The following is a 21827-nucleotide window of genomic DNA, read 5'->3' as shown; positions in this document are numbered from 1 at the left end:
GACGAGCATAGGGCCTGGACAACGTTGTCAGATGCGAGGGAGACTGGCCACCGCAATCTCCGGCCCGCGTCCCCCACCGCCGGACCGGCCGGCCCGATTCCCGTGGTGGAGGGGGAGAAGCGAGACGTGATGCACACCGACCTCGTGGCCGCGCTCGACATCGGCGGCACCAAGATCGCCGGAGCGCTGGTGGACGGTGACGGAACGATCCTGCTCCGCGCCAGGCGGCCCACGCCCGCGCAGGAGGACGGCGACACCGTGATGCGCGCCGTGCGGGAGGTGCTGGGGGAGCTGACGGCGTCGTCGCTGTGGGGACGTGCGCGCGCGGTCGGTATCGGCAGCGCGGGTCCGGTGGATGCCTCCACCGGCACGGTGAGCCCGGTGAACGTGCCCGGCTGGCGTGACTACCCGCTGGTGGAACGGGTGCGCGCCGCGGTCGGAGGCCTGCCCGTCGTGCTGATCGGCGACGGCGTGGCCCTCACCGCCGCCGAGCACTGGCAGGGGGCCGCCCGCGGCCACGACGACGCGCTGTGCATGGTGGTCTCCACCGGGGTCGGCGGCGGCCTGGTCCTCGGCGGACGCCTGCACCCCGGCCCCACCGGGAACGCGGGCCACATCGGTCACATCAGCGTCGAACTCGACGGCGACCCCTGCGCGTGCGGGGCGCGTGGCTGCGTGGAGCGGATCGCCAGCGGCCCGCACATCTCCCGGCGCGCCCTGGAGAACGGCTGGCGCCCCGGCCCCGACGGCGACACCTCCGCCGCCGCGGTGGCCGTCGCGGCCCGCGCGGGCGACCCCGTGGCCCGGGCCTCCTTCGAGCGCGCCGCGCGCGCCCTGGCGGCCGGCATCGCCGCCACCGCGGCGCTCGTCGAGATCGACATCGCGGTGATCGGCGGCGGCGTCGCCGAGGCGGGCGACGTCCTCTTCACGCCCCTGCGCCGGTCCCTCGCCGACTACGCGACCCTGTCGTTCGTCCGGCGGCTGACGGTCGTGCCCGCCCGGATGGGCACGGACGCCGGGCTGGTCGGCGCGGCCGCGGCGGCCCTGGCGCGGCGGCCGGGGGTGACGGCGGCGGGGGTGTGAGGGGCGGGTGGGGCGGTGGGGGCCGGCGGAGGGTTCCGCCGGCCGTTCGGTGGAGAGGGCGGCGGGGGCGTCGCCCCGGTCGCCCGGGGGCGGGGCGGCGGGGGACGTCTTGCCTCCGCCGGACGACCGGCAGGCGCAGGCGTCGACGAAACGTTTCTTCGCTCTCCCGGCGAGACACACCGCTCGGCTGCGGTCCGGCGTGCCCCGGTTGCCGCGTGACCTCGCGCGCCCCGCGCAGTTGATCCCGGCATGAAGAAGCGCAGCATGCTCGCCATCGCCTCCCTCGCCACCGGTTTCGTCGTCGCGGCGATCACCCCCTCGCACGGTCTGGCCGGTCAGGACCACGACAGGCTGAACGTGGGGGACACCCTCACCACGCTCGACCCGGCCCTCGCCAGCGACAGCCTGGCCGGCGTCGACGAGAGCGCCCTGGGCGGGAACGACTGACGGATCCGCACACCGCCGTGGGGGGGGGGGGCCCCCCCCCCCCCCCCCCCCCCCCCGCCCCACCCCCCCCCCCCCCCGCGGGGGGGGGGGGGGGGGGGGGGGGGGGGGGCCCCCCCCCCGGGCCCCCCGCCCCCCCCCCGCCCCCCCCGGCCCGGCTGCGAGGTGCGCCCCGGGGGGGGCACCGACTCCCGTCCCCCCACCCCGCGGGGGCGCGGGCCCCCCCCCGGGGCCCCGCCGCCACCGTGTTCACGCGACCTCAACGGGAGGTGGTTTCCGTGGCAGGGTGGAGCGGGCAAGCCACAGGGGGCCAACAGACGGGTTGAGGCTGGTCAGGGCGGTATCGAGAGCCTCACCTTGGAGTACAAGGAGAGCTACGCGTCCAAGATCCCTGACTCGGTCGCGGCCATGGCCAACAGCTACGGCGGCCTCATACTGGTCGGCGTCACCGAGCGCAATGTGGACGACCGGCTCACCGGGGTGCCGGAGCCCACGATCGTCCAGATCGTCAGCGGCTGCGCCCTCGACCTCCTGGCCTGGATGCCCATGCTCGCCCTGACCGGCAGGGCCCGGCTCCGGGAACCCCGCCGCCTGCGGCTCTGCCTGTTCTCCGCGGCCGGCCAACTCGTGACCGACGGCCGTCGGCTGATCCTCCGCCTGACCCGGCACTGGCCCTGGACCAGCGAGATCACCGCCGCCCTCGACCGGCTCGCGCTCCTGCCGGACCCCGGCTGACCAGCTGACTCCCCGCCCCTACGACAACAGCCCGACACCGGAGCAGTGGAACCCGGCGCCACCCCGAGGCGACACTCGGGCCCTCAGCCTGCCCAGCCTCCGCCGCCCGCAACAAGATGGTCCGCCGACTCCGTCGACGGACCATCAAGAAACATCGAGGCTAGTAGTTGATGAAGTTCGAACCGTCGCCCGCCACCACCACCTGGTTCTGCGTCTCGGCCTTGTCCTCCCCGGCGCCCCATGCCGTCAGCAGCACGGCCGCGGCTGCGGTGAGCGCGACAATGACGGGCAAAGAGTAACGCTTCACAGTGAACCTCCGTAGATTTGCGATGTATTGTCGAGGGAGCACGTTGGTGATCCCTATGCATTATGACGTAAGTCCGCGCTGAATGGTTCAGCCCCAGACGCGTGAGGTTTCGTAAAACCTAACCTCGGGCTTTCGTGAAGCGGGCTGTCCGGCAGACGGTAGGAAAGCAGAAAGTGCCACTCACCAGCAAGAATCAGGATTGTTGAGGTCCTTGTTCCTGCCACCGCCGGAGGCACTTCCCAGGTGCAGCACTCCATCGGGTTCCACCCGCGCGTCCGTGTTCAGAACGACGGCCGCCAGGCCCTCTCCCAGGCTGGGTCGGTACTGCTCGTGGAAACGGTCCGCAAGACCGGTCTTGACCAGGCGATGTCCGCCGCACTCGCGCCATGGCGCAAGCCACGCGCGATCCATGATCCCGGCAAGATCCTCGTGGACCTCGCGCCGGCGGTCGCGCTCGGCGGGGACTGCCTCGCCGACATCGCCGCGCTGCGGTGCGAGCCGGCCGTCTTCGGCCCGGTCGCCTCCGACCCGACCGTCTCCCGCCCGGTCGACGCCCTCGCCGCCTCCGGCGAGAAAGCACTGCAGGCCATCCGCTTCGCACCGTCACAAGTCCGGGCCCGCACCTGGTCGCTGACCGGAACGAACGCCCCGGACGCCGACGGCCAGGTCATCGTCGATCTCGACGGCGTCCTCGTGATCGCCCACTCGGACAAGCAGGACGCGGCCGCAACCTGGAAGAAGACCTACGGCCATCACCCGCTGATGGGCTTCGTCGACCATGGCCCAGGCGGCACCGGAGAACCGGTGGCAGCGCTGCTGCGGCCCGAGAACGCGGGCTCGAACACGGCCGCCGACCACATCACCGTCACCCGCCTCGCCCCGTCCCAGCTGCCGAAGAAGTACCTGTGCGGACGGCAGACGCTGATCCGCACGGACTCCGCAGGCGGCACCCACGCGTTCGTGTCCTGGCTCGCCCGGCGTGGGCGGTGGCTGTCGTATTCCGTCGGAATGACGATCACCGAGGCGATCCACCAGCAGCCGCGGCCGGGCAGCTCGTCACCACCGGCCGCCGACGGATCCTCCGCCTGTCCCGGCACTGGCCCTGGAGCCGCCACATCACCGCCGCACTCGAACGGCTCGCACTCCTGCCGAACCCCGGCTGACCAGCGGATCCACCCGTCCCTACGACAGCAGTTCACCACCCGGAGCAGTGGGACCCGGCGCCACCCCGAGACGACACTCGGGCCCCTGGCCTGCCCCGCCTCAGCCCACAGCACGAAAACGGTCCACCTACTACGTCGGCGGACCGCCACGAAAGATCGAGGCTAGTTCTCGTGCCAGGTGTTACCGATTCCGCCGAAGGCCATCGTTACCTCGACACCCTCTTCTTTCTCCTTCTTCGATTCGGTCACATTCGAACCATGTGCGGCTGGACCCTTCTTCGCCATGGGGCTGGTGCCGTTCGAGTACCCTGTGAGACCCACGGCCGTCGCCGCCAGTGCCACCCCGGCAATCCAGCCCACAGTCTTCTTCCTGTGAAGATTCGAGACCATGCTGGCATCCTTTCAATCATTCAAGCCATCGGATTAGGTGCTATTCCCTCTTCGGGTGGACTCGGCATGCGATGTGGCTTTGGCGCATGCCGTCTCCCCTGAATGTAACGTGAGTTGCCCGCGCCTGGTTCAATGTGCGCGCCAAAAGGCGGGCCCGGAATGGAAAGTGCACTTTCCAGGCGGAAGAGCCTGTCTCGTCGTACTCGCGTGTCCGAGTCCAGGGAGACGGTCGGCACGTGGTCTCCCAGGCCGGTGCGGTCCTGCTGCTGGAGACGGTCCGCAAGATCGGCCTTGACCAGGTGATATCCGCGCAACTGGCGTCCTGGCGCAAGCCGAGGTCCGTTCACGATCCCGGGAAGGTCTCGATGGACCTTGCCCTGGCCATCGCGCTGGCGCGGACTGCCTCGCGGACGCGCACTGATCCGGGTGTGCCGTAAGGGCTCCGTGACCGCGGGCATGTCCACCCCGCGTTCATCGAGGGTGGTCCCCGCGGTGTGCCGGCCGCCGTCGTACGGGCGCGGGCCGTCGATGTCCGCTTCCGCCGGGGGCTGCCTGGATTTCCCCGGTCGGTCCGCGGACCGACCGGGCCGCCGTCCGGCCTGGTGAACACCGTGCCGCGTTCCTGCCACGGCTCGCCGGCCGCAGCACGCACGGCCGGTGGGTCCGCCGTCGGGCCGGGCCGTGGGTAACCGCTGGAGTGGCAAGCCTGCTGCGGGGAGTGGGGCGGTTCCACCGATGACACGGTGACACCGCCCAAGTACGGTGAGCCGGTGACGGGGGCGGGCCGGGACCACTCGGCGCGACCCGCGTCACAGGGCTGGTGGCAGGTCACCGGGCCTTCCATCCCCAGTCATCGGCTGTGGAGCCGCAGGATTCGATCTGGAGCTTGGCTTCGTTTCCTGCTTCCGTGCCACCGGTGACGCCGAGGCAGAGACCGTCGCTCGTCAGGTTGCGTATCCGGTAGTGGTTCTGATGCCCCTTTGCCAGGTACCAGAGCTGGTTGTCCCCGGTCGTGCTGTTGCAGGAGTACTCGATCACCTTCGTACCGGCCGGCACGGAACCGTTGTACTTGAGGTCCATGCACAGGCCGTCCTTGGCGTTGCGGATGATGAACGGCCGGGCCCCGCCCGGACCCTTCAGCCCCGAGATGACCTCGAGGTTCCACATCTGGTTGTCGTTCGGGCCCGGCTGGCACTGGAACAGCTCGACCGGCCCCTCCGAGGCCCCGTTGCCGTTGTACGGCAAGTCGGCGCAGCGTCCCGTCCCGAGGTTCCGCAGGAGCATGTTGGTGGCGCCTGCGAACGCCGCCGGGACGCTGACGGTGGACTTCGCGGTGCTGTGACCGCCGGTCGGGGTCTGGCTGGGCCGGTCCTTGTGCGTCCCCGCAGCGGCCTCGGCCGCGGATGCGGTGGCGCCGCGCGGGGACGGCGACCGGGAGGGAACGGATGACGGCGAAGGCTTGCCGGAGGGTGACGCCGACGGTGAGGCCGCGGTGGAGGGCGGGAACGCCTGGGGCCGTACGGGAGCGTCGGCGATCTTGAGCGGCGTTCTGTGGTCGCCCTTCGATGACGAGTCCGAGCTCGCCACCAGGAGCGGGATCACGAGCATCGCCGCGGCGCCGAGAGCGGCGCCGACGACTACCGTCCTCCTTCGGACGGACGGAGCCCGTTCCCGCTCGTCGCTGTCCGTGTCCGCGGACACGGACAGGTCTTCGGCGGTCGTCTCGGGCAACGACGGGTCGTTCTCCCACACGGCCAGTGCCCCGCCGTCAGCCGGTGTACTCCTGCCTCCGTCCCTGTCCGGGCTCCGGGGCGCGTCGGTCGCGTCACCTGCCGAAACCGCTGCTTGCTGCGCCGGTGGTGACCCGGGGTCCGGAGCCGGTGCCGTGGAGGCGTCGACGGCTACCGCGGGCAGTGTGACCGCTCGGCGAACCAGTGGACTTCTGGTGGCACCGGCGCCGTCTTGTTGCGTGGACGAGGACAAGCCCCGCCTCCTTCCAAGGGTTCTGGTTACCTGGCGACGGATCGGGCGGGGACCGTCCTTCGGGGCCAGGGAGGCCGGCGAACGTCGGCCCGGCCGGGCCCCGGCCGGTGTGGTCCCCGCAAGCACGGACAACGATGTCCGAACGGGCGTGCGGCGCGTCCGTGACCTCGTTCTGCCGCCGGGGCAGCCTCTTCGTGAAGAGGGGAGTCCCGGCCGCGGCTGGCTCCCGGGCTGCCCCTCACCTGTTCGAGGGCACCGAAAGCCCTCAGATGATGCCTGAACGTATGGCGTAGGAGACGGCGTGGGCCCGGTTGCGCAGCTGCATGCGCTTCATAAGGCCGTAAAGGACGTACTTGACCGTGCGCTCGGAGTAGGAGAGTTTCTGTGCGATCTCCGAGAGTTCCTGGCCCTCGGCCACCAGGCGCAGCACGTCCGCCTCCCGGGGAGTGACGCCGGAGGCGTTCAGACCGCGCGGGGTGAGCACCTCTCTGTGGGTCCACTGCACTTGTTCCAGCAGGGTGCCCTGAAGGGTGGGAGGGAAGCTGCCACCGCCTGACGCAACGGTGAGCAGCGTCCGGACGAAGGCCTGGGGGGTGAAGGAGTCGCGCCACAGCACGGCACGCACGCCTCGGTCGACCGCCGTCGAGACGTTGGCCAGCCACTGCCGTCCCACCACCAGTGCGAAGCGTGCCTCCGGCCGGTCGCACAGGGTGGGGAGCAGGTCGAGGGCCTGGGCGTCCACGGTGTCCATCGCCACCACCAGGACGTCCGCTTCGTGCGACTCGTCCGCGGACACCTCGACGATGCGGCGGTCGTTCTCGATGGAGCTGACCAGTCCGGCCCGTGTGACGACGTCGGCGGCGTGGATCACCACCCGGGTCGTGTCTCTCACCACCTGCTGAGGCATTCGATTTCCCTTCGGGAACCTGTGCTTGTCGTGCGGCCTGTTACGGCTGATGAGGATGGTGCCATGGCCGGATCCGCACCTGGTGTCCATGCGGACCCTCCCCCCTAAGGGCAGGGAAATGTCGCACGAGTATCCGGTGGGCGTATGGGGCGGAGCGGCTGTTTCCGGCGGATTCCGGAATCGCGTCCCGGCTCGTGGCGGACTCCGACCGGTACGGAGTGGACGACGGCGGAGAGGGGTGGAGTGCCGGCGTTGCGGCACTGCTGCGGAGCTCCGGGAGGCCGGCAGCGGCACCTGGGAGAGTCGGCGGCGGCGCCCGTGGGTCAGCGGTCCTGACTGAGCACGGCTGTCACGACTTCGGTGCGGGACCGCAGGCCGGTGCGCGCCAGTAGCCGGGAGATCCGGTCGGCGACGGCCTTCTCGCTGAGGCGCAGCACGGTGGCGACCTGGCGGTTGGTGAGTCCTTCGGCAATCAGGGTGGCGAGGAGGTGCTCGTTCTCGGCTGTGGCCTGTTTGCGGCCGGGGACGGTGAGGCCGGCTTCGCGCAGCGCCGTCCTGGTGTGGAAGCGCCACAGTGCGGCCCCGGTTTCCTGGAACAGCTCGTAGGCCTCGTGCAGCAGGGTGGCCGGGCCCGCGCCGTTGGCCGCGGCTGCCGACAGGGTGACCGCGGTCTCGAACGGCTGGGAGCGGGAGCGGGCCAGATCCACCGCTTCCCGCAGGTCGCGCCGGGCGTCGTCGGGGGCGTCCGGGCGCAGGACTTTCGCCGAGGCCAGCAGGTGGAGCAGGCGTGAGCGGCCGCTGCCGAGCTGCTTGGCCACCTTCTGAAGACGCCTCAGGCAAGTCACCGCTTCACTGGTGCGGCCGGCTTCGGCGTGTATCTCGGTGAGGGCGGCCCACAGTTCGTCGGTGCCGTAGACGTGTGCGCGGGCGTCCGCGGCGCTCAGCCCGCGGCGGAGCGACTCCGCGGCGCCGGACAGGTCGCCGAGGGTCCGCAGCACCTCGGCTTCGGCACTGTCCAGGGAGTGCTCGAGCGGGCCGTCCGGCCCGCCCCGTGCGCTGTCGATCAGACGTTGCGCGCTGTGGACGCCGCCCCGGGCGAGGAGGACGGCCGCGGTCCGTGCCGGAAGCAGATATCTGTCGGTGGCCGAGGTGAACGCCTGCCCGGTGGCCAGCAGCCAGCGGGCGCGTTTCAGCGCCTCCTCCCAGCGGCCCCCCAGGTGGTGCCAGAGGAACAAGCCGTACGGCGGCAGTGCTTCGGGCGCCAGTCCGCGGTCGGACAGCAGAGCATGTGCCTCCCGCAGGTCGCAGGAGCAGAGCAGTTGTTCGCACTGGACCGTCGTCAGCACGTACCGCAGGTCGGGGGGCAGGTCTTCTGGCTCCGTCCTGGTGAGTGAGCGCGTGACCGGTCCCGCTTGTCCCAGCATCAGCTCGGCGGTGGTGCGGTAGCGGTGGAGGACGGGCACCGCAGGGGTGTCCGGGGCGGTGTGCCACACCGGCTCGGTCCGCAGGAGCAGATCCAGGGCCTCCCGCCACCTCCCCAGCTGGCACAGGGCCACCGCTCCGACCGCCACGGTCGCCCCGGCGGGCAGGGGCGACCTGTCCCACCACTGCTCCGCAGCCATCCGGGACAGGAACGGCCAGTCCTTCTCGGCTGCCGCCGCTGACGCCAGCACGTCGGCGATGCCGTGGAGCACCGGCACGGTGACGCCGTCGGGAGGCGTGTGCAGCAGCGATTCGGCCATCATCCGCGCCGCCGGGTAGTCGCCCGCCGCGTATGCGGCTCTCAGGTTCTGCAGCAGGGCGGGACCGCGGACCGCCGGGTCCTCGATGAGGCGGGCCGCCGCCCAGAGCCAGCGCAGCATCCCCCGGCCGTCGAAGTCGGGCCACTCGCGTTCCGCGATGGCGGTCAGCTCCGCCACCGCGCGGTCACGGTCGACCAGGGTGCCCGCGTCCGCCAGCCGGTCCGCCAGATAGAAGTCCGCGTGCGGCTGCGGGAGGACGACGGCCACCCGCCGGGCGTCGCTGCCTCCTTCCGCCGTGTTCCACAGCGCCTTGACCGCGGCGGCGGACAGCCGACTGCGTTCCAAGGGGCCCAGCCGGGCTTCTAAGACGTAGGCCGTCAGCGGCACGCGAAACGCCCAACCGCCTGCCGCGGCACCGTCCCGGAGGGGGAGCTCCTCAATGATCCCCGCCTCGGTCAGCTCGTGGACGCCCTCGGCGACAGTGGCGTCGGACAGTCCGGTGGACGACGCGATCAGCTGCGGGGTCCAGGGGCCCAACGGCCACAGCACGCTCAGCGCGCCGGCCACCGTCCGGCCGGGTTCGCCCAGCGCGTGCAGCGCGGCGAGGAACGGGGCGCTGTCCGGCAGCGCCGGCACCGGAACGCCGGCACCCAGGAAGGCGTAACCCTGGACCACCCGGATCGCGCCCTGTTGCGTCCACGCCGTGAGCAGGGCGTCCATTGCCCCGGGGACCCCCTGGGTGAGTTCGTGCGTCCGCCGGACGAGGGTGTCGTCGGGGCTCGCCCGGAACCGTCGCGCCAAGGCGGTCTCGATGTCGTGGGGCCGCAGGCGCGGAAGGTCGATGGTCCGCACCACCGTGCCCTCTGCCAGCCGGTGCCCGGCCAGGTCGGACTCATGGGGCTTCACGGGCCCGCCCGCCGACACCACCAGCCGGACGCCTGGACCGATTCGCGCAGCATCGAGTTCGCTGAGGACGGTGAGCGAGTCGGCGTCGCCGTGCTCAATGTCGTCGACCACCAGCACCGTGGGTCCGCATTGCGTCAGAGCGGCGGTGAGCGCTTCACCCGCCGTGGTCCGGTCGCCCTTCTCGGCAGCGGACATCAGATCCGCCACCAGCCTGCCGCCCGACTGCTGCTGCGCCGTGCCGGGCTGGGGCTTCACCAGCGTCGTGATCAGGCGCAGTGCCAGCAGCAAAGGGTGTTGCTCATCGCCTGGCGCGCACGCGAAGAACTGCGCGCCGGTCCCTTCCGCGCGCAGTCGTCCATGGACGGCTCGCAGTAACGAGCTGCGCCCGGCCCCCGGTTCGCCCCGGACGTACACCAGGCGCGGCCCGTCCGGATCACTCAGCAGGCCGTGGATCGCGTCCAGTTGCGACTCACGTCCGACCATGCGCTCCTGCGTTCGGTGAACGCGTGCCGACGTGTCACCGTGGACCACGTCTGTCGTCACTGTCCGATCAGTCACTTCCGATCGCGCCTTTCGCCGAACGATGCACAGCGGGAGGGTGCGCCCGGTTTTCCCGGGCGGACTCCAGCGGACGAACGTGCGTCCACGGCAGTCATTATCGCCGCCTGCACGACGCCTGGGTCGTCAGGCGGGGCGGCGTGCGAACTGCGCCGGTGTCGCCCCGTACTGCTTCTTGAAAGCGCGGATGAAGTGGCTGCTGTCGGTGAAGTGCCAGAGCGCGGCGGCCTCGGAGACGGTGAGGCGTGATCCCGGGGCGGTGAGCGCGGTGGCGGCTTCCTCCAGGCGTCGGCGGCGTATGTAGGCGCTGAACGACTCGCCGAGAGTCGCGAAGGCCCGCTGCAGGGTGCGGACGGAGACGTGCAGGTGCGCGGCGATCGTGGTCGGAGAGAGGTCGGCGTCGGTGAGCCGGGTGTCGGCCAGGTCCTTGGCCGCTTGGGCCAGTGCCGGGGTGAAGGTGGGCTCGCGGTCGTCGAACTGGTCCAGGACCAGTCCCTTGGCGAGTTCCAGCAGGGCGTTACGGGAGGCGTGCGCGCCCGCGGGACTGAGCGCGCTCACGGTCCGCTGCACCATGCCGGCGTGCGCCATGAGGATCTGCGCCGCGGGCGAGGTGGCCTGCCCGGTGCGTGGTTTCCCGGCCACCAGGGACCGCAGGGCGGCGCCGGGTAAGTTGAACATGCGGATGCCGATCTGCGGCGTGGTGTGGAAGTGGTTCTCCGTCACGACGTGGTGCATGAAGTAGGTGCCGGCCGAGACGCACGCGTCACCGCCCTGGTCGTGCGGTTCCCGCAGGGCCACTGTGCCGCGCAGCCCGACGTACAGTCTGACCTGGTCGTGCTCGTGTGACCCGACCGCCCGGGTACTGACGGGTGAGGAAGCCCAGAGTTCGTTGATGGCGGTGTCGTGCAGGGTCACCGACTGCATCGTTCCCTGGAAGCCGTCGACCGTGGAAGCGCTGAACTCCGGCAGGGGGTACAGGTCTCCCATGTGGTCGTTCCAGGTGTTGATGAACGACTCCCAGGTCCCCCGGCCGGTGCCGGTGGTGCCGGCGTCGACGGTGAACGTGCCCGTCTTGCCGCCCGGACCAAGGAATCGCGGGCTGCTGCTCATGTGTCCTCCGCGCCGATGAAGACGTCGCCTCGATCCCATCTGGTGTCGCAAAAGTACACGCTCTCTCCGCACCGCCGTTCCTACTGTTGGCTGCGCCTGAACTGTCAACGGCCAATCGTCCGTCGGCCGGACCCGATGTACGGACACCCTGCCTTGCGCCGCATGCGGACCAAGGCCACCGCGACCGCTCGGGCGAAAACGGAAAGACCATGAGGCAGTGCGTTTGCATCAGTACGGCGATCCGGACGTCCTGCGTCACGAGGACGTGGATCAGCCGATTCCCGGTGTCCGGCAGGTGCTGGTTCGTGTCGCGGCGGTGTCGTTCGGCCCGGCCGACACCAACATCCGCGCCGGCCTTGTGTGGAGGGCGATCCCTGTGACGCGCCCCACATGCCGGGCCGCGCGTGGAGGTCGCCCGGCGGGTACCGCCGGCAGAGCCGCCGGCGCTACCCGCCGTCGCCGACGCACTGCCCAGCGGCAGGGTCCTGGTCGTACCCGGCATCCGGCTCCCACCCGACTGACGTGCGAAGAGATGACCACGATCATCACCGGCACGTGGGGGCAGCCCCCGCGAGGCGTGCAATTCACCCGACTTGGAAGGTTGTGATTCGTAGGCGTGGGAGGAGTGCTCGTGCGGCACCGTGCGCCTCTCATCGGACGGGACCGCGAGGTCGACGAAGTGGTCCGGATCCTGGGATCCACCGGTACGCCGGCGCAGACCCTGCTGATCAGCGGCCGGGCCGGGGTGGGGAAGACCGCCCTGCTGGAGCGGGCGCGGCTGGTGGCGACGCGGAACGGCGCCAAGGTCCTGACGATGAACTGGGAGGACACCCAGGAGCCGCCTGGCGTGGCGGCCGCGGCCGATGCCGTGTGCGATGTGCTCGCCAGGATCCACGACGGCCGGCTGCCGGCCCGGATCACCGCTGTGCGCCGCGTTCAGTGGCGTATCACCCACCGCGGTGGTGAAACGGTCCTGCTGAAGACCATGGGTGAGGTGCTGGCCGACGCCGCCCAGTCCGTTCCCTTCGCCGTCGTCCTCGACGACGTGCAGCGGATGCCGCCGCGGACCGCATCCGCTCTGGGAGTGGTTCTGCGCGTCTTCCGCCCGGCAGATGTCCCCGTGGTGATGGCCGGCCGTTTCGCGGGCGCGGGAGGGGACGGCGGTGCCGGTCTGGCGACGACGGCCGACCGGGTGCTGGAACTGCGGCCGCTTCCGCCGTCCGGGGTCGGCGAACTGGCCGCGTGGTGGGCCGACCGTCCCGTCGAACCAATGCTGCTCACGGCGCTGTCACGCGCGCTCGGACCGTTGGCCGGAAACCCGGAGGCAGTGCTGTCCCTGCTGACCTGCTGGCGCGAGAGCGGCAGCCTGCTCGAACTGGACGGCCGGCTCTGCCTGACGGAGGGCACGGGCCGGCTGGGCTCCGTCAGCCGGCCGGACCGGCTGCTCCGGCTCGTACGGCCCGACATGGCCGCCGAGTCGGTGGAGCCGGCCGCCACGCTGGCCCACCTGATCGGTGGCGGCGAACTCCGCGTCGACGACCTCCGCCTCATACGGTCGCATGACGGAGCGCACGCCGAAGCAGTCGCCGCCGTGGACCAGTTGGTCAAGGACCGGGTGCTGACCGTCGACGGCGTCGGCCGCCTGTCCTTCTCCGTGCCCGCGCTGGCAAAGACGTTGCGGGTGCTGCCCGTACGCAGTGATCTGCGGGGCGTCCACGCCCGGATCGTCACGTCGGTGACCGGCCGGATGGACGCCGCCACCGCGGGCGCCCGCTACCCGTACCTGGCCGACCACGTCGCGGCGGCCGGCCCGTTGCTGGACGACGGGCTCGCAGTTCCCCTGCTGCTCGCCGCCGCCCGCAACGACGCACGGAAGTCCCTGCAGCGGGCCGCGCGGGCCTACCGGTCGGCGCTGCGGCGTCTGTCCCCCGGCGACCCCGGAACACCGGCTCTGCTGCGCGAGGCCGCCGAACTCAGCCTGCGGTACGCCGACTACGAGGGTGTGCTGGAACTCGGTCAGCCGCTGCTCGCCTGTGTGGAACGGCGGGCGGACCGCCCGCCCGCCGCAAACCGGTCCGACGGGCACGGGACCGCTCTGCAACTCGCGGTCCAGGCATGGGTCCTCGCGGTTCTGCACGAGCATCGGCTCCCCTTCTGCGAGGGCTCCGACCGGCGATACCGAACGGCGTTGGAGCCGATGCCGGCCGTGGCGAGGGCGGTGGCGCTCGCCGGGCTGTACGGGATCGGCCCGGTGACCCTGGCGGGGTGGGACGACGACCGGTCTCCCACGGCTGACCCGGCACGCGGCCACGGCCCGCTGCCCACGCCCGCCGAACTGCGGCTGATGGCCGCCGCCGTGGGGAGCAGGGCGGAGATCGACAGGGTGCGGCAGGCGCTGCCGTCCGGCGCTGTCGCCGAGGAGGCCCTCGACCGGCTGCAGAACGCCGCAGCCTACGGGGACCTGGCGGGCGCCTTCGCAGCCGTGCTGGGTGACCTCTGCACCGGAGCCGGACACAGCACCGCCATCCGTTACCAGGCGATGGTGCGCGACTACCTCAAGGGACACTGGGACAGCGCCCTGTCCTCCGCGCGCCGGATCGAGACACGGAGCCGTGGCGACGGCGCGGCCGGTGCGGCACAGCTGGCCCGGGCACTGGCGGCGGAGATCCACTGCATGCGCGGGGAGCCGGAGCACGCCCGCGCGTGGCTGGACCTCGTCCCCGACGGCGTGGTCCATCCCTTGCTGGACCGGGCGCGCATCGCCGTGCGGTTCTGGACGGGGCAGGCGGACGAGGCGCTGGCGGGCGGATGGCACGACGTGCGCCGGGCACGCAAGAACGGCGTGCTCGCGGGCGTGGAGTGGGTGCTGCTGCGGATCCTCACGATAGCCGCGCTGGGGGACCGGCCGGAGACGGCGCGGCAGGCGCTGGAGGAGTTGGAGGCGTTGCACGAGGAGAGGGCCTCGTCCATGAGCCGGGACGCGGTGCTCATCGGACGTGGCCTGGTGCATCGTGACGAGGACAGCCTGCTGGCCGCCCACCGGTCACTGACCCGGCGGGGCGACGCGCCCCTGAGCCTGCTGTGCTGCTACGGCCTGGTGGAGGTCGGCGACGACCCCCAGCCGTGGTTGACCGAGGTGAAGCGGATCTCGCGCATGATGGGGATCGGACGGCCCGTGCGCGCTGTGATCGATCGTGCGGCGCAACGCCGGAACGTCTCGCTGCCGAGGAGCCGTTCGGTGAGCAAAGGGCTCAGCGAGCAGGACATCAGTCTGATCGAGATGGTCAGCGGCGGATCGACCAACCGGCAGATCGCGGCCCGGCTCGCGTGCAGCGAGAAGACCGTGGAGCAGCGGCTGACCCGGTTGTTCAGACGTACCGGGTGCCCTTCCCGGGTGAAGCTGGCCGCGGCCTGGCTGGACGGCAGTCTGGCCCGGCTCGGACTGGTGCCGGACACCGGCGGGAGCCGTGGCGGACCGGGCCCGGGGGACGGTCCGGCCGGCGCGCTCGGGGAAAGAGGCACCGGCCGCGGTCACTGACCGGGCAGGCAATGTCCTTCGTCCGCACGGACAATGTGCCCACGCCGATGCGGACTCCGTCCGGACCGGTTCCTAGGGTGGGCGGGCAGCCCTGCTGCGGCTCGCGAGACCCGCACCGTGCCGGTGCTGCCGCGGAACCCCGAAAGCCCCCAGTCCGCAGGAGACAGCCCCATGAGCACTGTGGTCGTGAAGCGCTCGCCCCGTATTCCCGGCCCCGAGGCTCCGGAGGACCAGATCGAGCTCGCCGAGCCCCCGATCCTCCCCGAACCCCCGACCGCCGACCTCACCTCCGCGCTGGTCTTCCTTCCGATGCTGCTCGGCGTCGGCGCCATGGTCATGATGTTCACCCTCGGAGCCCGTTCGACGACCACGTACATGATGTCGGGGATGATGGGCGTCGCCATGATCAGCATGGGGCTCGGCCAGCTCGGCCGACGCGGTGCCGACCGGAAGCGGAAGATGCGCGCCGAACGCCGGGACTACCTGCGCTACCTGGCGCAGGTGCGCAAGCGGGTCCGGCAGTCCGCGGCCGAGCAGCGGGCGGCGGCGCACTGGGACAACCCGCGCCCGCAGGACCTGTGGGCGATGGCCGGCCAGTCCCGGCTGTGGGAGCGCAGGGCCGGCCACGACGACTTCGCGGACGTGCGCATCGGTCTGGGCTCCCGCCGCGCCAACCTGGTCCTGGTGCCGCCGGGGACCAAGCCGGTGGAGGACCTCGAACCCCTGTCGGCGATCTCGCTGCGGCGCTTCACCAAGGCCTACCAGTCGGTCGGACACCTCCCGGTGACGCTGCCGCTGCGCCGGTTCACCAGTGTGGAGTTCGCCGGTGAGGGAGCCGCCGCGCTGGGCCTGCTGCGCGCCATGATCGGACAGTTGGCTGTGCTGCACTCGCCGGACGAACTGCGTATCGCGCTGCTGTCCGACGCGGCGGGGCGTGCCGAGTGGGGCTGGCTGAAGTGGCTGCCGCACAACCTCCACCCGTACGAGGAGGACGCGACCGGGCCGCTGCGGCTGGTGGCGGAGGACCCCGACGCGCTGCTGAACCTGCTCGGCCACGAGGTGAGCGACCGTCCCGACCACGAGCCCCACGCCGCCCCCCGGATCGGCGAACCCTTCGTGATCGTGCTGGCCTACCGGGTGCACATCCCCGAGACCTCGCGGCTGCTCGGCGCCGGACTGCGCAATGTCGTCCTGCTCGACGCCACGGGCGCCATGACCGGCGGACCGCACGTACTGCGGCTGACCCTCCAGGACGGCACCGTCCAGTTCCCCGCGGGCGACACCGTCGTCACCGCCGAGAGCGACTCGCTGTCCCCCTCGGCGGCCGAGTCCCTGGCGCGCGTCCTGGCCCCGCTCCGCACCAACGGCGGCGTCGACCTCGTCGACCAGCCCCTGGAGACCGACTTCGACCTCAGCGCCCTCCTCGGCATCCGCGACCCGCGCTCCTTCGACGTGGCCGCGCTGTGGCGCACCCGCAGTCCTCAGAGCACACGCCTGCGGGTACCGATCGGCATCACCGAGGACAACGAGGTCCTGGAACTGGACCTGAAGGAGTCGGCACAGGCCGGTATGGGCCCGCACGGCCTGCTGATCGGAGCGACCGGCTCCGGCAAGAGCGAACTGGTGCGCACACTGGTCGTCGGTCTGGCCGCGACGCACTCCTCGGAAGTGCTGAACTTCGTCCTGGTCGACTTCAAGGGCGGCGCGACATTCCTGAACATGGACCGCCTCCCGCACACCTCCGCGGTGATCACCAACCTCGCCGACGAACTGCACCTGGTCGACCGCATGCGCGACTCGCTGAACGGCGAGATGATGCGGCGTCAGGAACTGCTGCGGGAGAGCGGCTACTCGTCCCTGTTCGAGTACGAGAAGGCCAGGCTGGGCGGCACCCCCCTCACGCCGCTGCCGTCGCTGCTGGTCGTCGTCGACGAGTTCTCCGAACTGCTCGCCAACAAACCGGAGTTCATCGATCTGTTCGTCAGCATCGGCCGTCTGGGCCGATCGCTCGGCGTCCACCTGCTGCTCGCTTCCCAGCGCCTGGACGAAGGCCGCATCCACCGGGTCGAGGGCCACCTGTCGTACCGGATCGCGCTGCGCACCTTCTCCTCGATGGAATCCCGCAGCGTGATCGGTGTGGGCAGTGCCTACGAGCTTCCCTCGGCACCCGGCAACGGCTATCTGAAGATCGACACCAGCAATCTGGCCCGCTTCAAGGCCGCCTACGTCTCCGGCCCCTGCCCGGCGTCCCCCACCGCCTCCGGCGGCCCCGCCGAGACGGCGCGGGGCAGCGACGAGATCGTCGCGTTCGGCATGGAGCAGCGCCTGCCGCTGTCTCCGGACGCGTCCGAGGAGGCCGGGGGGATCCTCGTCCAGGAACCCGAGACACGGATCGCGGAACCCGCGTCGGCCGACGAGGAGAGCCTGCTGGAGGTCCTGGTGGGCCGGTTGGAGGGTGCCGGTCCGCCGGCCCGCCAGGTGTGGCTGCCGCCGCTGGACGTCCCGGCCACCCTCGACCAGTTGCTGCCCGGCATCGTCCCCGACCCGGAGCGCGGCATGAGCGCGAGCGACTACCCGGCGCTCGGCAGACTGCGCGTGCCGATCGGCATGGTCGACAGGCCCTTCGAACAGCTGCGGGAACTGCTGGTGGCCGACCTGTCGGGCGCCGACGGGCACATGGCGCTCGCCGGGGCACCGCAGACCGGCAAGTCCACCATGCTGCGCACCCTGATGCTTGCCCTGGCCCTCACCCACACCCCCCGCGAAGCGCAGTTCTACTGCCTCGACTTCGGTGGCGGCGGACTCCAGTCCGTGGCCGGGCTGCCGCACGTCGGTTCCCTCGCCACCCGTCTGGACCGCGACCGGGTGCAGCGGACCGTCGAAGAACTCACCCAGCTGCTGGAGGTCCGCGAGCGGCGCTTCACCGAGCTGGGCCTGGAGTCGATGACGGCCTACCGGGGCAAGCGCGACAGCGGTGAGATCGACGACCCCTACGGTGACGTGTTCCTCGTCATCGACAACTGGGCGACCCTCAAGCAGGAGTTCGAGGACCTCGAACCGCGTATCACCGACCTGGCCGCCCGCGGTCTGTCGTTCGGACTGCATGTCGTCGCCTCGGCGGTGCGCTGGTCGGAGATCCGCCCCCGGGCCCGCGACCTGTTCGGCACCAAGTTCGAACTGCGGCTCGGTGACGGCGGTGAGTCCGAACACGGCTCGCGGGTCGCCGCCACCGTCCCCCACCAGCCGGGCCGCGGACTCACCCACTCCAAGCTGCACTTCCTGTGCGCCCTGCCGCGGCTGGACAGCTCCCCGCGGAGCGACGACCTCACCGCGGCGACCAAGGCGGCGGTCGCCGAGATCGACACCTTCTGGACCGGGCGCTCCGCCCCCGGGGTGCGGCTGCTGCCCACCAAGCTGCCGCTGTCCAAACTGCCGGCGCCGGAAGGAGACCTGCGGGTGCCGCTCGGCTGGGACGAGCAGCGGCTCGCCCCCGTGTGGCACGACTTCGGCACCACTCCCCACCTGCTGGTGTTCGGCGACAGCGAGACCGGCAAGACGAACGTGCTGCGTCTGGCCATCGACGCCATCACCCGCCGCTTCACCCCCGAACAGGCCCGCATCCTCCTCGCCGACACACGCCGCGACCTGCTCAGTGCCGTTCCCGAGGAGTACCGGGTCGGGTTCGCGGTCGACGGCGACAGCCTCACCCAGCTCGCCGGCAGCGCCGCGGTGTCGGTCGGCAAACGAGTCCCCGGGGCCGACATCGCGCCCGAACGCCTGGCGCGCCGCGACTGGTGGACCGGTCCCAGGCTGTTCATGCTCATCGACGACTACGACCTGTACGGCGGCGGCCCGGGCATGGGCTCGCAGTCACCGCTGAACGCCCTGGCCCCGATGCTCGCCCACTCGGTCAACATCGGCCTGCACCTGGTGATCTCCCGCTCCACCTCGGGCGCCGGCCGGGCCATGATGGATCCCGTCCTGCGCCGCATCTGGGAACTGGGCAGTCCCGCTCTGCTGCACTCCTATCCCAAGGAGGAAGGCAAGTTCATCGGTGAGGCCCGGCCCCGGACGCTTCCCCCCGGCCGCGCCCAGCTCGTCACCCGGCGCGGCATCCGGCTGATCCAGGTCGGATACGCGAATCCCTGACGGCGGTCCCGCCACCCGCCCCACGGCACTGTCACCCCCCATGTCTTCCAGGAGCACCATGACCACCGCAGTCTCCGCCCCCGGCGCCCGCCGGACGGTCAGCACGGAGGTGTGCCGACTGACGATCGCCGGGCCGGTCGGCCGTGCCGACCTCGCCGTACCCGTCGCCACATCCGTCTCCACCCTGCTGGCGATGCTCATGCGGCACATCCCCACCGACCCCGGCCGGGCCGTGGGGACCTGGACACTTCAGCGGCTGGGCGAGCCCCCGCTGGACATCGACGCCACACCGCAGAGCGCGGGGCTGGTCCACGGCGACATCCTGTACCTGCGCCCCGCGGACGACCCGATCCCGGAGCTGGAGTTCGACGACGTCGCCGACGGGGTCGCCCACGCTGTCGGCTCGCGCCGCGACCGGTGGCGCCCGGAACTGACCCGACGTCTCTTCCACTCCCTCGCCGCACTCGTACTGGCCGGTTTCGCCGCCGCTGTCCCCGGCACCGCGGACCGTGTGCTCGTACCCGTGCTCTACGCGGTCGCCGCCGTCTCCCTGTGCGTCGGCGGCGCCCTGGACCAGCGGCGGCCCGCCGACCGGGTCACCCTGCTGATCACCGGCCTCGGCGCCGGTATGTTCTCGGCCCTGGCCGGGATGACCGCCCTGCACGGCGCCGCCGCTCTGCTGTCGCCCCGGCCCGTCGACATCATGCTCGGCGGAGGATGCGCCGCCCTGATGTCCGCGGTACTGCTGACCCTGCCCCGGCTCGCACTGAGGCTGACCAGCACGATGCTGCTCACGGCCGTCCTCGCCACGACCGGCGGAGCGCTGTCGGCCGCCTTCGGCCTGGACGCGGTCGACAGCACGGTGCCGATGGCGGTCGTCTTCTTCCTGCTCGGCCATCTCGCGCCGAGGGCCTCGTTGCGGCTGGCCCGGCTGCGCGTCCCGCAGTTGCCGCGGAACGCCGACGAACTCCAGGAGGACATCGACCCCCAACCGGAGCACCTCCTCGGGCGGCGTGCCGCCAACGCCGACGCCATGCTCACGGTGGTGAGCCTCGCCACCGGACTGCTGTGCGCGACCGCGTTCGTCCTGCTGGCCCAGCGCAGCGGCTGGTTGCACTGGCTGCTCGCCCTGGTCCTCTCCGGCGCGGCACTGCTGCGCTCCAAGAACCTGAACGGGACCTGGCAGCGTGTTCCGATGGCCTTGTGCGGTGCACTCGGGCTGCTCTGCGTGGTGTACGCGTGGGCGTCGGCCGTCTCCCCCCTCGTCGGCTGCGCGCTGCTGCTGGCCCTGCTGGTGGCCGCCGGAGCGCTGCTGGTCGGAGCGTGGCGGCTGCCCACGACCCGGCTGCTCCCGGTGTGGGGCCACACCGCGGACATCCTCGAGGTGCTGACGGCACTGGCCCTGCTGCCGCTGACACTGCAACTGCTGCACGTGTACGCGTACTTCCGCGCTCTGGTCAGCTGAGGGGGAGCCGTGCAAAGCCGACGCGACCACCTGCACGCCTACCAGTTCGCCACCGGGCGTCTGGCCTCAGCCCTGGTCTCGGGCGACCCGGGGACCGGCGAGGCCCCCATGCGCCGATCCGGGCTCGGCAGCATGTTCGGCGTCATCGCCGCTGTCCTGCTCGTCCTCGTCTTCGTGGTCTACGGACTGATCGTGCCCGTCGACAACACGTCGTGGAAGAAGGCCGGAGCCCTGGTCGTCGAAAAGGAGACCGGCAACCGCTACATCTACGTCGGCGGCGTGCTGCACCCCACCGCGAACTACGCCTCCGCGCTCCTGCTGGCCGGCAGCGACACCGCCGTGCAGCAGGTCTCCCGTTCGTCGATGGCCGACGTGCCTCGGGGAGCGCCCCTGGGGATCGCCGGCGCTCCCGACGACGTCGCACAGCCGTCGTCGCTGCTGACCGGAGCGTGGACGGAGTGCCTGCGCACCGGGTCCCACGGGGGCGAGGCGCTCGACTTCGCCCCGGGGTCCGCCCGAAACGTGCCGGACGACGCCCGTGTCTTCGCAGCGGGCCCCGACGGCACCCGCTACGTGCTGTGGCGGAACACCAAGTACCCCGTCGACGGCCGGTCCTCGCTCGTCGCCCTCGGCCTGGACACCGAGCAGCCCGTCAGCGCTCCCTCGGCCTGGCTGGACGCGCTGCCCACCGGCACCACCCTCGCTCCCGCCCGCATCCCGCAGGCTGGCGCCAAGGGCGGCATCCTGGGGGGCACCGCGGTACGGGTCGGCCAGTTGTTCCGCACCGTCGTCAGCGGAGCCGACCACTTCTACGTCCTCAGGCGCGACGGTGTCGCCTCCCTCACCGCCACCGAGGCCGCGCTGCTCGCCGCGGCACCGGGCGGCGAAGACCCCAGGCAGGTCACCCCCAACGACATCGCCGCCGTCCACGCCTCCTCCGACGATTCCCTGCTGCACCGCATCCCCGACCTGCTGAACGCCGCCGACGCCACCGCCGGTGACGGGTCCGCGCTGTGCCTGCTGCGCACCGTGGACGACTCGGGGGTGCGCAGCCGGGTGGTGCGGGAGACCGGGCGCGTGACGGACGCGGCCACCCGGGTTGTTGTCCCGCCGGCCCACGCGGTCCTCGCCGTTCCGCCGAAGAAGCCGGGCGACTACGACACCCCGGGCCCCTTCCTGATCACCGATCAGGGCGTGAAGTACCCGCTCGTCGGCCAGGCCGTGGACGCGCTCGGCTACGGCGGGATCACCCCGCGGACCCTCCCGGCCTCCACCCTCGACCTGATCGCCACCGGCCCCCGGCTCAGCCGGGCCCTGGCCGCCACCGCCGTCCAGGGAGGCAGCTGA

General features: G+C 71.6%; 12 protein-coding genes and 4 pseudogenes. 10 read left to right on the top strand and 6 right to left on the bottom strand.

Translation table 11 applies throughout. The annotated features are described in order from the left end of the window. Nucleotides 1-129 precede the first annotated feature (129 nt). From ACZ3KJ_RS18500 to ACZ3KJ_RS18485, 4 genes and pseudogenes are all read left to right on the top strand, one after another. Entirely contained in the window at nucleotides 130-1083 is a 954-nt protein-coding gene (locus tag ACZ3KJ_RS18500; protein ID WP_467528162.1) for an ROK family protein, read from the top strand. Between the two features lie 249 nt (nucleotides 1084-1332). Next, nucleotides 1333-1530, top strand: a complete 198-nt coding sequence (locus ACZ3KJ_RS18495; protein ID WP_467528161.1) for a hypothetical protein — start codon at nucleotides 1333-1335, stop codon at nucleotides 1528-1530. A gap of 162 nt (nucleotides 1531-1692) precedes the next feature. Beyond that, nucleotides 1693-1998, top strand: a pseudogene (locus tag ACZ3KJ_RS18490) (AlbA family DNA-binding domain-containing protein); the annotation flags it as partial. Between the two features lie 24 nt (nucleotides 1999-2022). Next, nucleotides 2023-2262, top strand: a pseudogene (locus ACZ3KJ_RS18485) (transposase); the annotation flags it as partial. A 160-nt stretch (nucleotides 2263-2422) separates the two neighbouring features. On the opposite strand, the gene ACZ3KJ_RS18480 reads toward ACZ3KJ_RS18485, so the two are convergent. Next, a complete protein-coding gene (locus ACZ3KJ_RS18480; RefSeq protein ID WP_467528159.1) occupies nucleotides 2423-2554 on the bottom strand; it encodes a hypothetical protein in 132 nt (43 codons plus the stop codon). Nucleotides 2555-2812: 258 nt separating this feature from the next. Here ACZ3KJ_RS18480 and ACZ3KJ_RS18475 point away from each other — a divergent pair. Next, nucleotides 2813-3604, top strand: a pseudogene (locus ACZ3KJ_RS18475) (transposase); the annotation flags it as partial. A gap of 290 nt (nucleotides 3605-3894) precedes the next feature. On the opposite strand, the gene ACZ3KJ_RS18470 reads toward ACZ3KJ_RS18475, so the two are convergent. After that, a complete protein-coding gene (locus tag ACZ3KJ_RS18470; protein ID WP_467528157.1) occupies nucleotides 3895-4122 on the bottom strand; it encodes a hypothetical protein in 228 nt (75 codons plus the stop codon). Nucleotides 4123-4256: 134 nt separating this feature from the next. Here ACZ3KJ_RS18470 and ACZ3KJ_RS18465 point away from each other — a divergent pair. Continuing rightward, nucleotides 4257-4534 (top strand): annotated as a pseudogene (locus tag ACZ3KJ_RS18465) (transposase); the annotation flags it as partial. A gap of 416 nt (nucleotides 4535-4950) precedes the next feature. Here ACZ3KJ_RS18465 and ACZ3KJ_RS18460 read toward each other — a convergent pair. From ACZ3KJ_RS18460 to ACZ3KJ_RS18445, 4 genes are all read right to left on the bottom strand, one after another. Beyond that, nucleotides 4951-5853, bottom strand: a complete 903-nt coding sequence (locus tag ACZ3KJ_RS18460) for an RICIN domain-containing protein (RefSeq protein ID WP_467528155.1) — start codon at nucleotides 5851-5853, stop codon at nucleotides 4951-4953. Nucleotides 5854-6370: 517 nt separating this feature from the next. Then, entirely contained in the window at nucleotides 6371-7012 is a 642-nt protein-coding gene (locus tag ACZ3KJ_RS18455; RefSeq protein ID WP_467528153.1) for a helix-turn-helix transcriptional regulator, read from the bottom strand. 323 nt (nucleotides 7013-7335) lie between these two features. Continuing rightward, complete coding sequence (locus ACZ3KJ_RS18450) at nucleotides 7336-10143, bottom strand: AAA family ATPase (protein ID WP_467528151.1); 2808 nt, start codon at nucleotides 10141-10143, stop codon at nucleotides 7336-7338. Nucleotides 10144-10344: 201 nt separating this feature from the next. Further along, nucleotides 10345-11328: a helix-turn-helix domain-containing protein gene (locus ACZ3KJ_RS18445; RefSeq protein WP_467528149.1), complete on the bottom strand. Its 984-nt coding sequence runs from the start codon at nucleotides 11326-11328 to the stop codon at nucleotides 10345-10347. A gap of 631 nt (nucleotides 11329-11959) precedes the next feature. Here ACZ3KJ_RS18445 and ACZ3KJ_RS18440 point away from each other — a divergent pair. From ACZ3KJ_RS18440 to eccB, 4 genes are all read left to right on the top strand, one after another. Then, a complete protein-coding gene (locus ACZ3KJ_RS18440) occupies nucleotides 11960-14866 on the top strand; it encodes a helix-turn-helix transcriptional regulator (RefSeq protein WP_467528147.1) in 2907 nt (968 codons plus the stop codon). Nucleotides 14867-15037: 171 nt separating this feature from the next. Beyond that, nucleotides 15038-19015, top strand: coding sequence for a type VII secretion protein EccCa (gene eccCa, locus ACZ3KJ_RS18435; protein ID WP_467528145.1), 3978 nt, complete (start codon nucleotides 15038-15040; stop codon nucleotides 19013-19015). Nucleotides 19016-19073: 58 nt separating this feature from the next. Continuing rightward, nucleotides 19074-20480, top strand: coding sequence for a type VII secretion integral membrane protein EccD (gene eccD / locus ACZ3KJ_RS18430; protein WP_467528143.1), 1407 nt, complete (start codon nucleotides 19074-19076; stop codon nucleotides 20478-20480). Between the two features lie 9 nt (nucleotides 20481-20489). Then, nucleotides 20490-21827 carry a type VII secretion protein EccB gene (eccB, locus tag ACZ3KJ_RS18425; RefSeq protein ID WP_467528141.1) on the top strand — a complete coding sequence of 446 codons (1338 nt, stop codon included), beginning with the start codon at nucleotides 20490-20492 and terminating at the stop codon, nucleotides 21825-21827.

Source organism: Streptomyces sp. NPDC003248 (assembly GCF_055563235.1).
This window is presented reverse-complemented; position numbering and strand designations above follow the sequence as displayed.

Coding starts and splice junctions, on each gene's coding strand:
- ACZ3KJ_RS18500 (WP_467528162.1), top strand. CDS start 130: ATGCACACCGACCTCGTGGCCGCGCTCGACATCGGCGGCACCAAGATC.
- ACZ3KJ_RS18495 (WP_467528161.1), top strand. CDS start 1,333: ATGAAGAAGCGCAGCATGCTCGCCATCGCCTCCCTCGCCACCGGTTTC.
- ACZ3KJ_RS18470 (WP_467528157.1), bottom strand. CDS start 4,122: ATGGTCTCGAATCTTCACAGGAAGAAGACTGTGGGCTGGATTGCCGGG.
- ACZ3KJ_RS18455 (WP_467528153.1), bottom strand. CDS start 7,012: ATGCCTCAGCAGGTGGTGAGAGACACGACCCGGGTGGTGATCCACGCC.
- ACZ3KJ_RS18450 (WP_467528151.1), bottom strand. CDS start 10,143: ATGGTCGGACGTGAGTCGCAACTGGACGCGATCCACGGCCTGCTGAGT.
- ACZ3KJ_RS18445 (WP_467528149.1), bottom strand. CDS start 11,328: ATGAGCAGCAGCCCGCGATTCCTTGGTCCGGGCGGCAAGACGGGCACG.
- eccCa (WP_467528145.1), top strand. CDS start 15,038: ATGAGCACTGTGGTCGTGAAGCGCTCGCCCCGTATTCCCGGCCCCGAG.
- eccD (WP_467528143.1), top strand. CDS start 19,074: ATGACCACCGCAGTCTCCGCCCCCGGCGCCCGCCGGACGGTCAGCACG.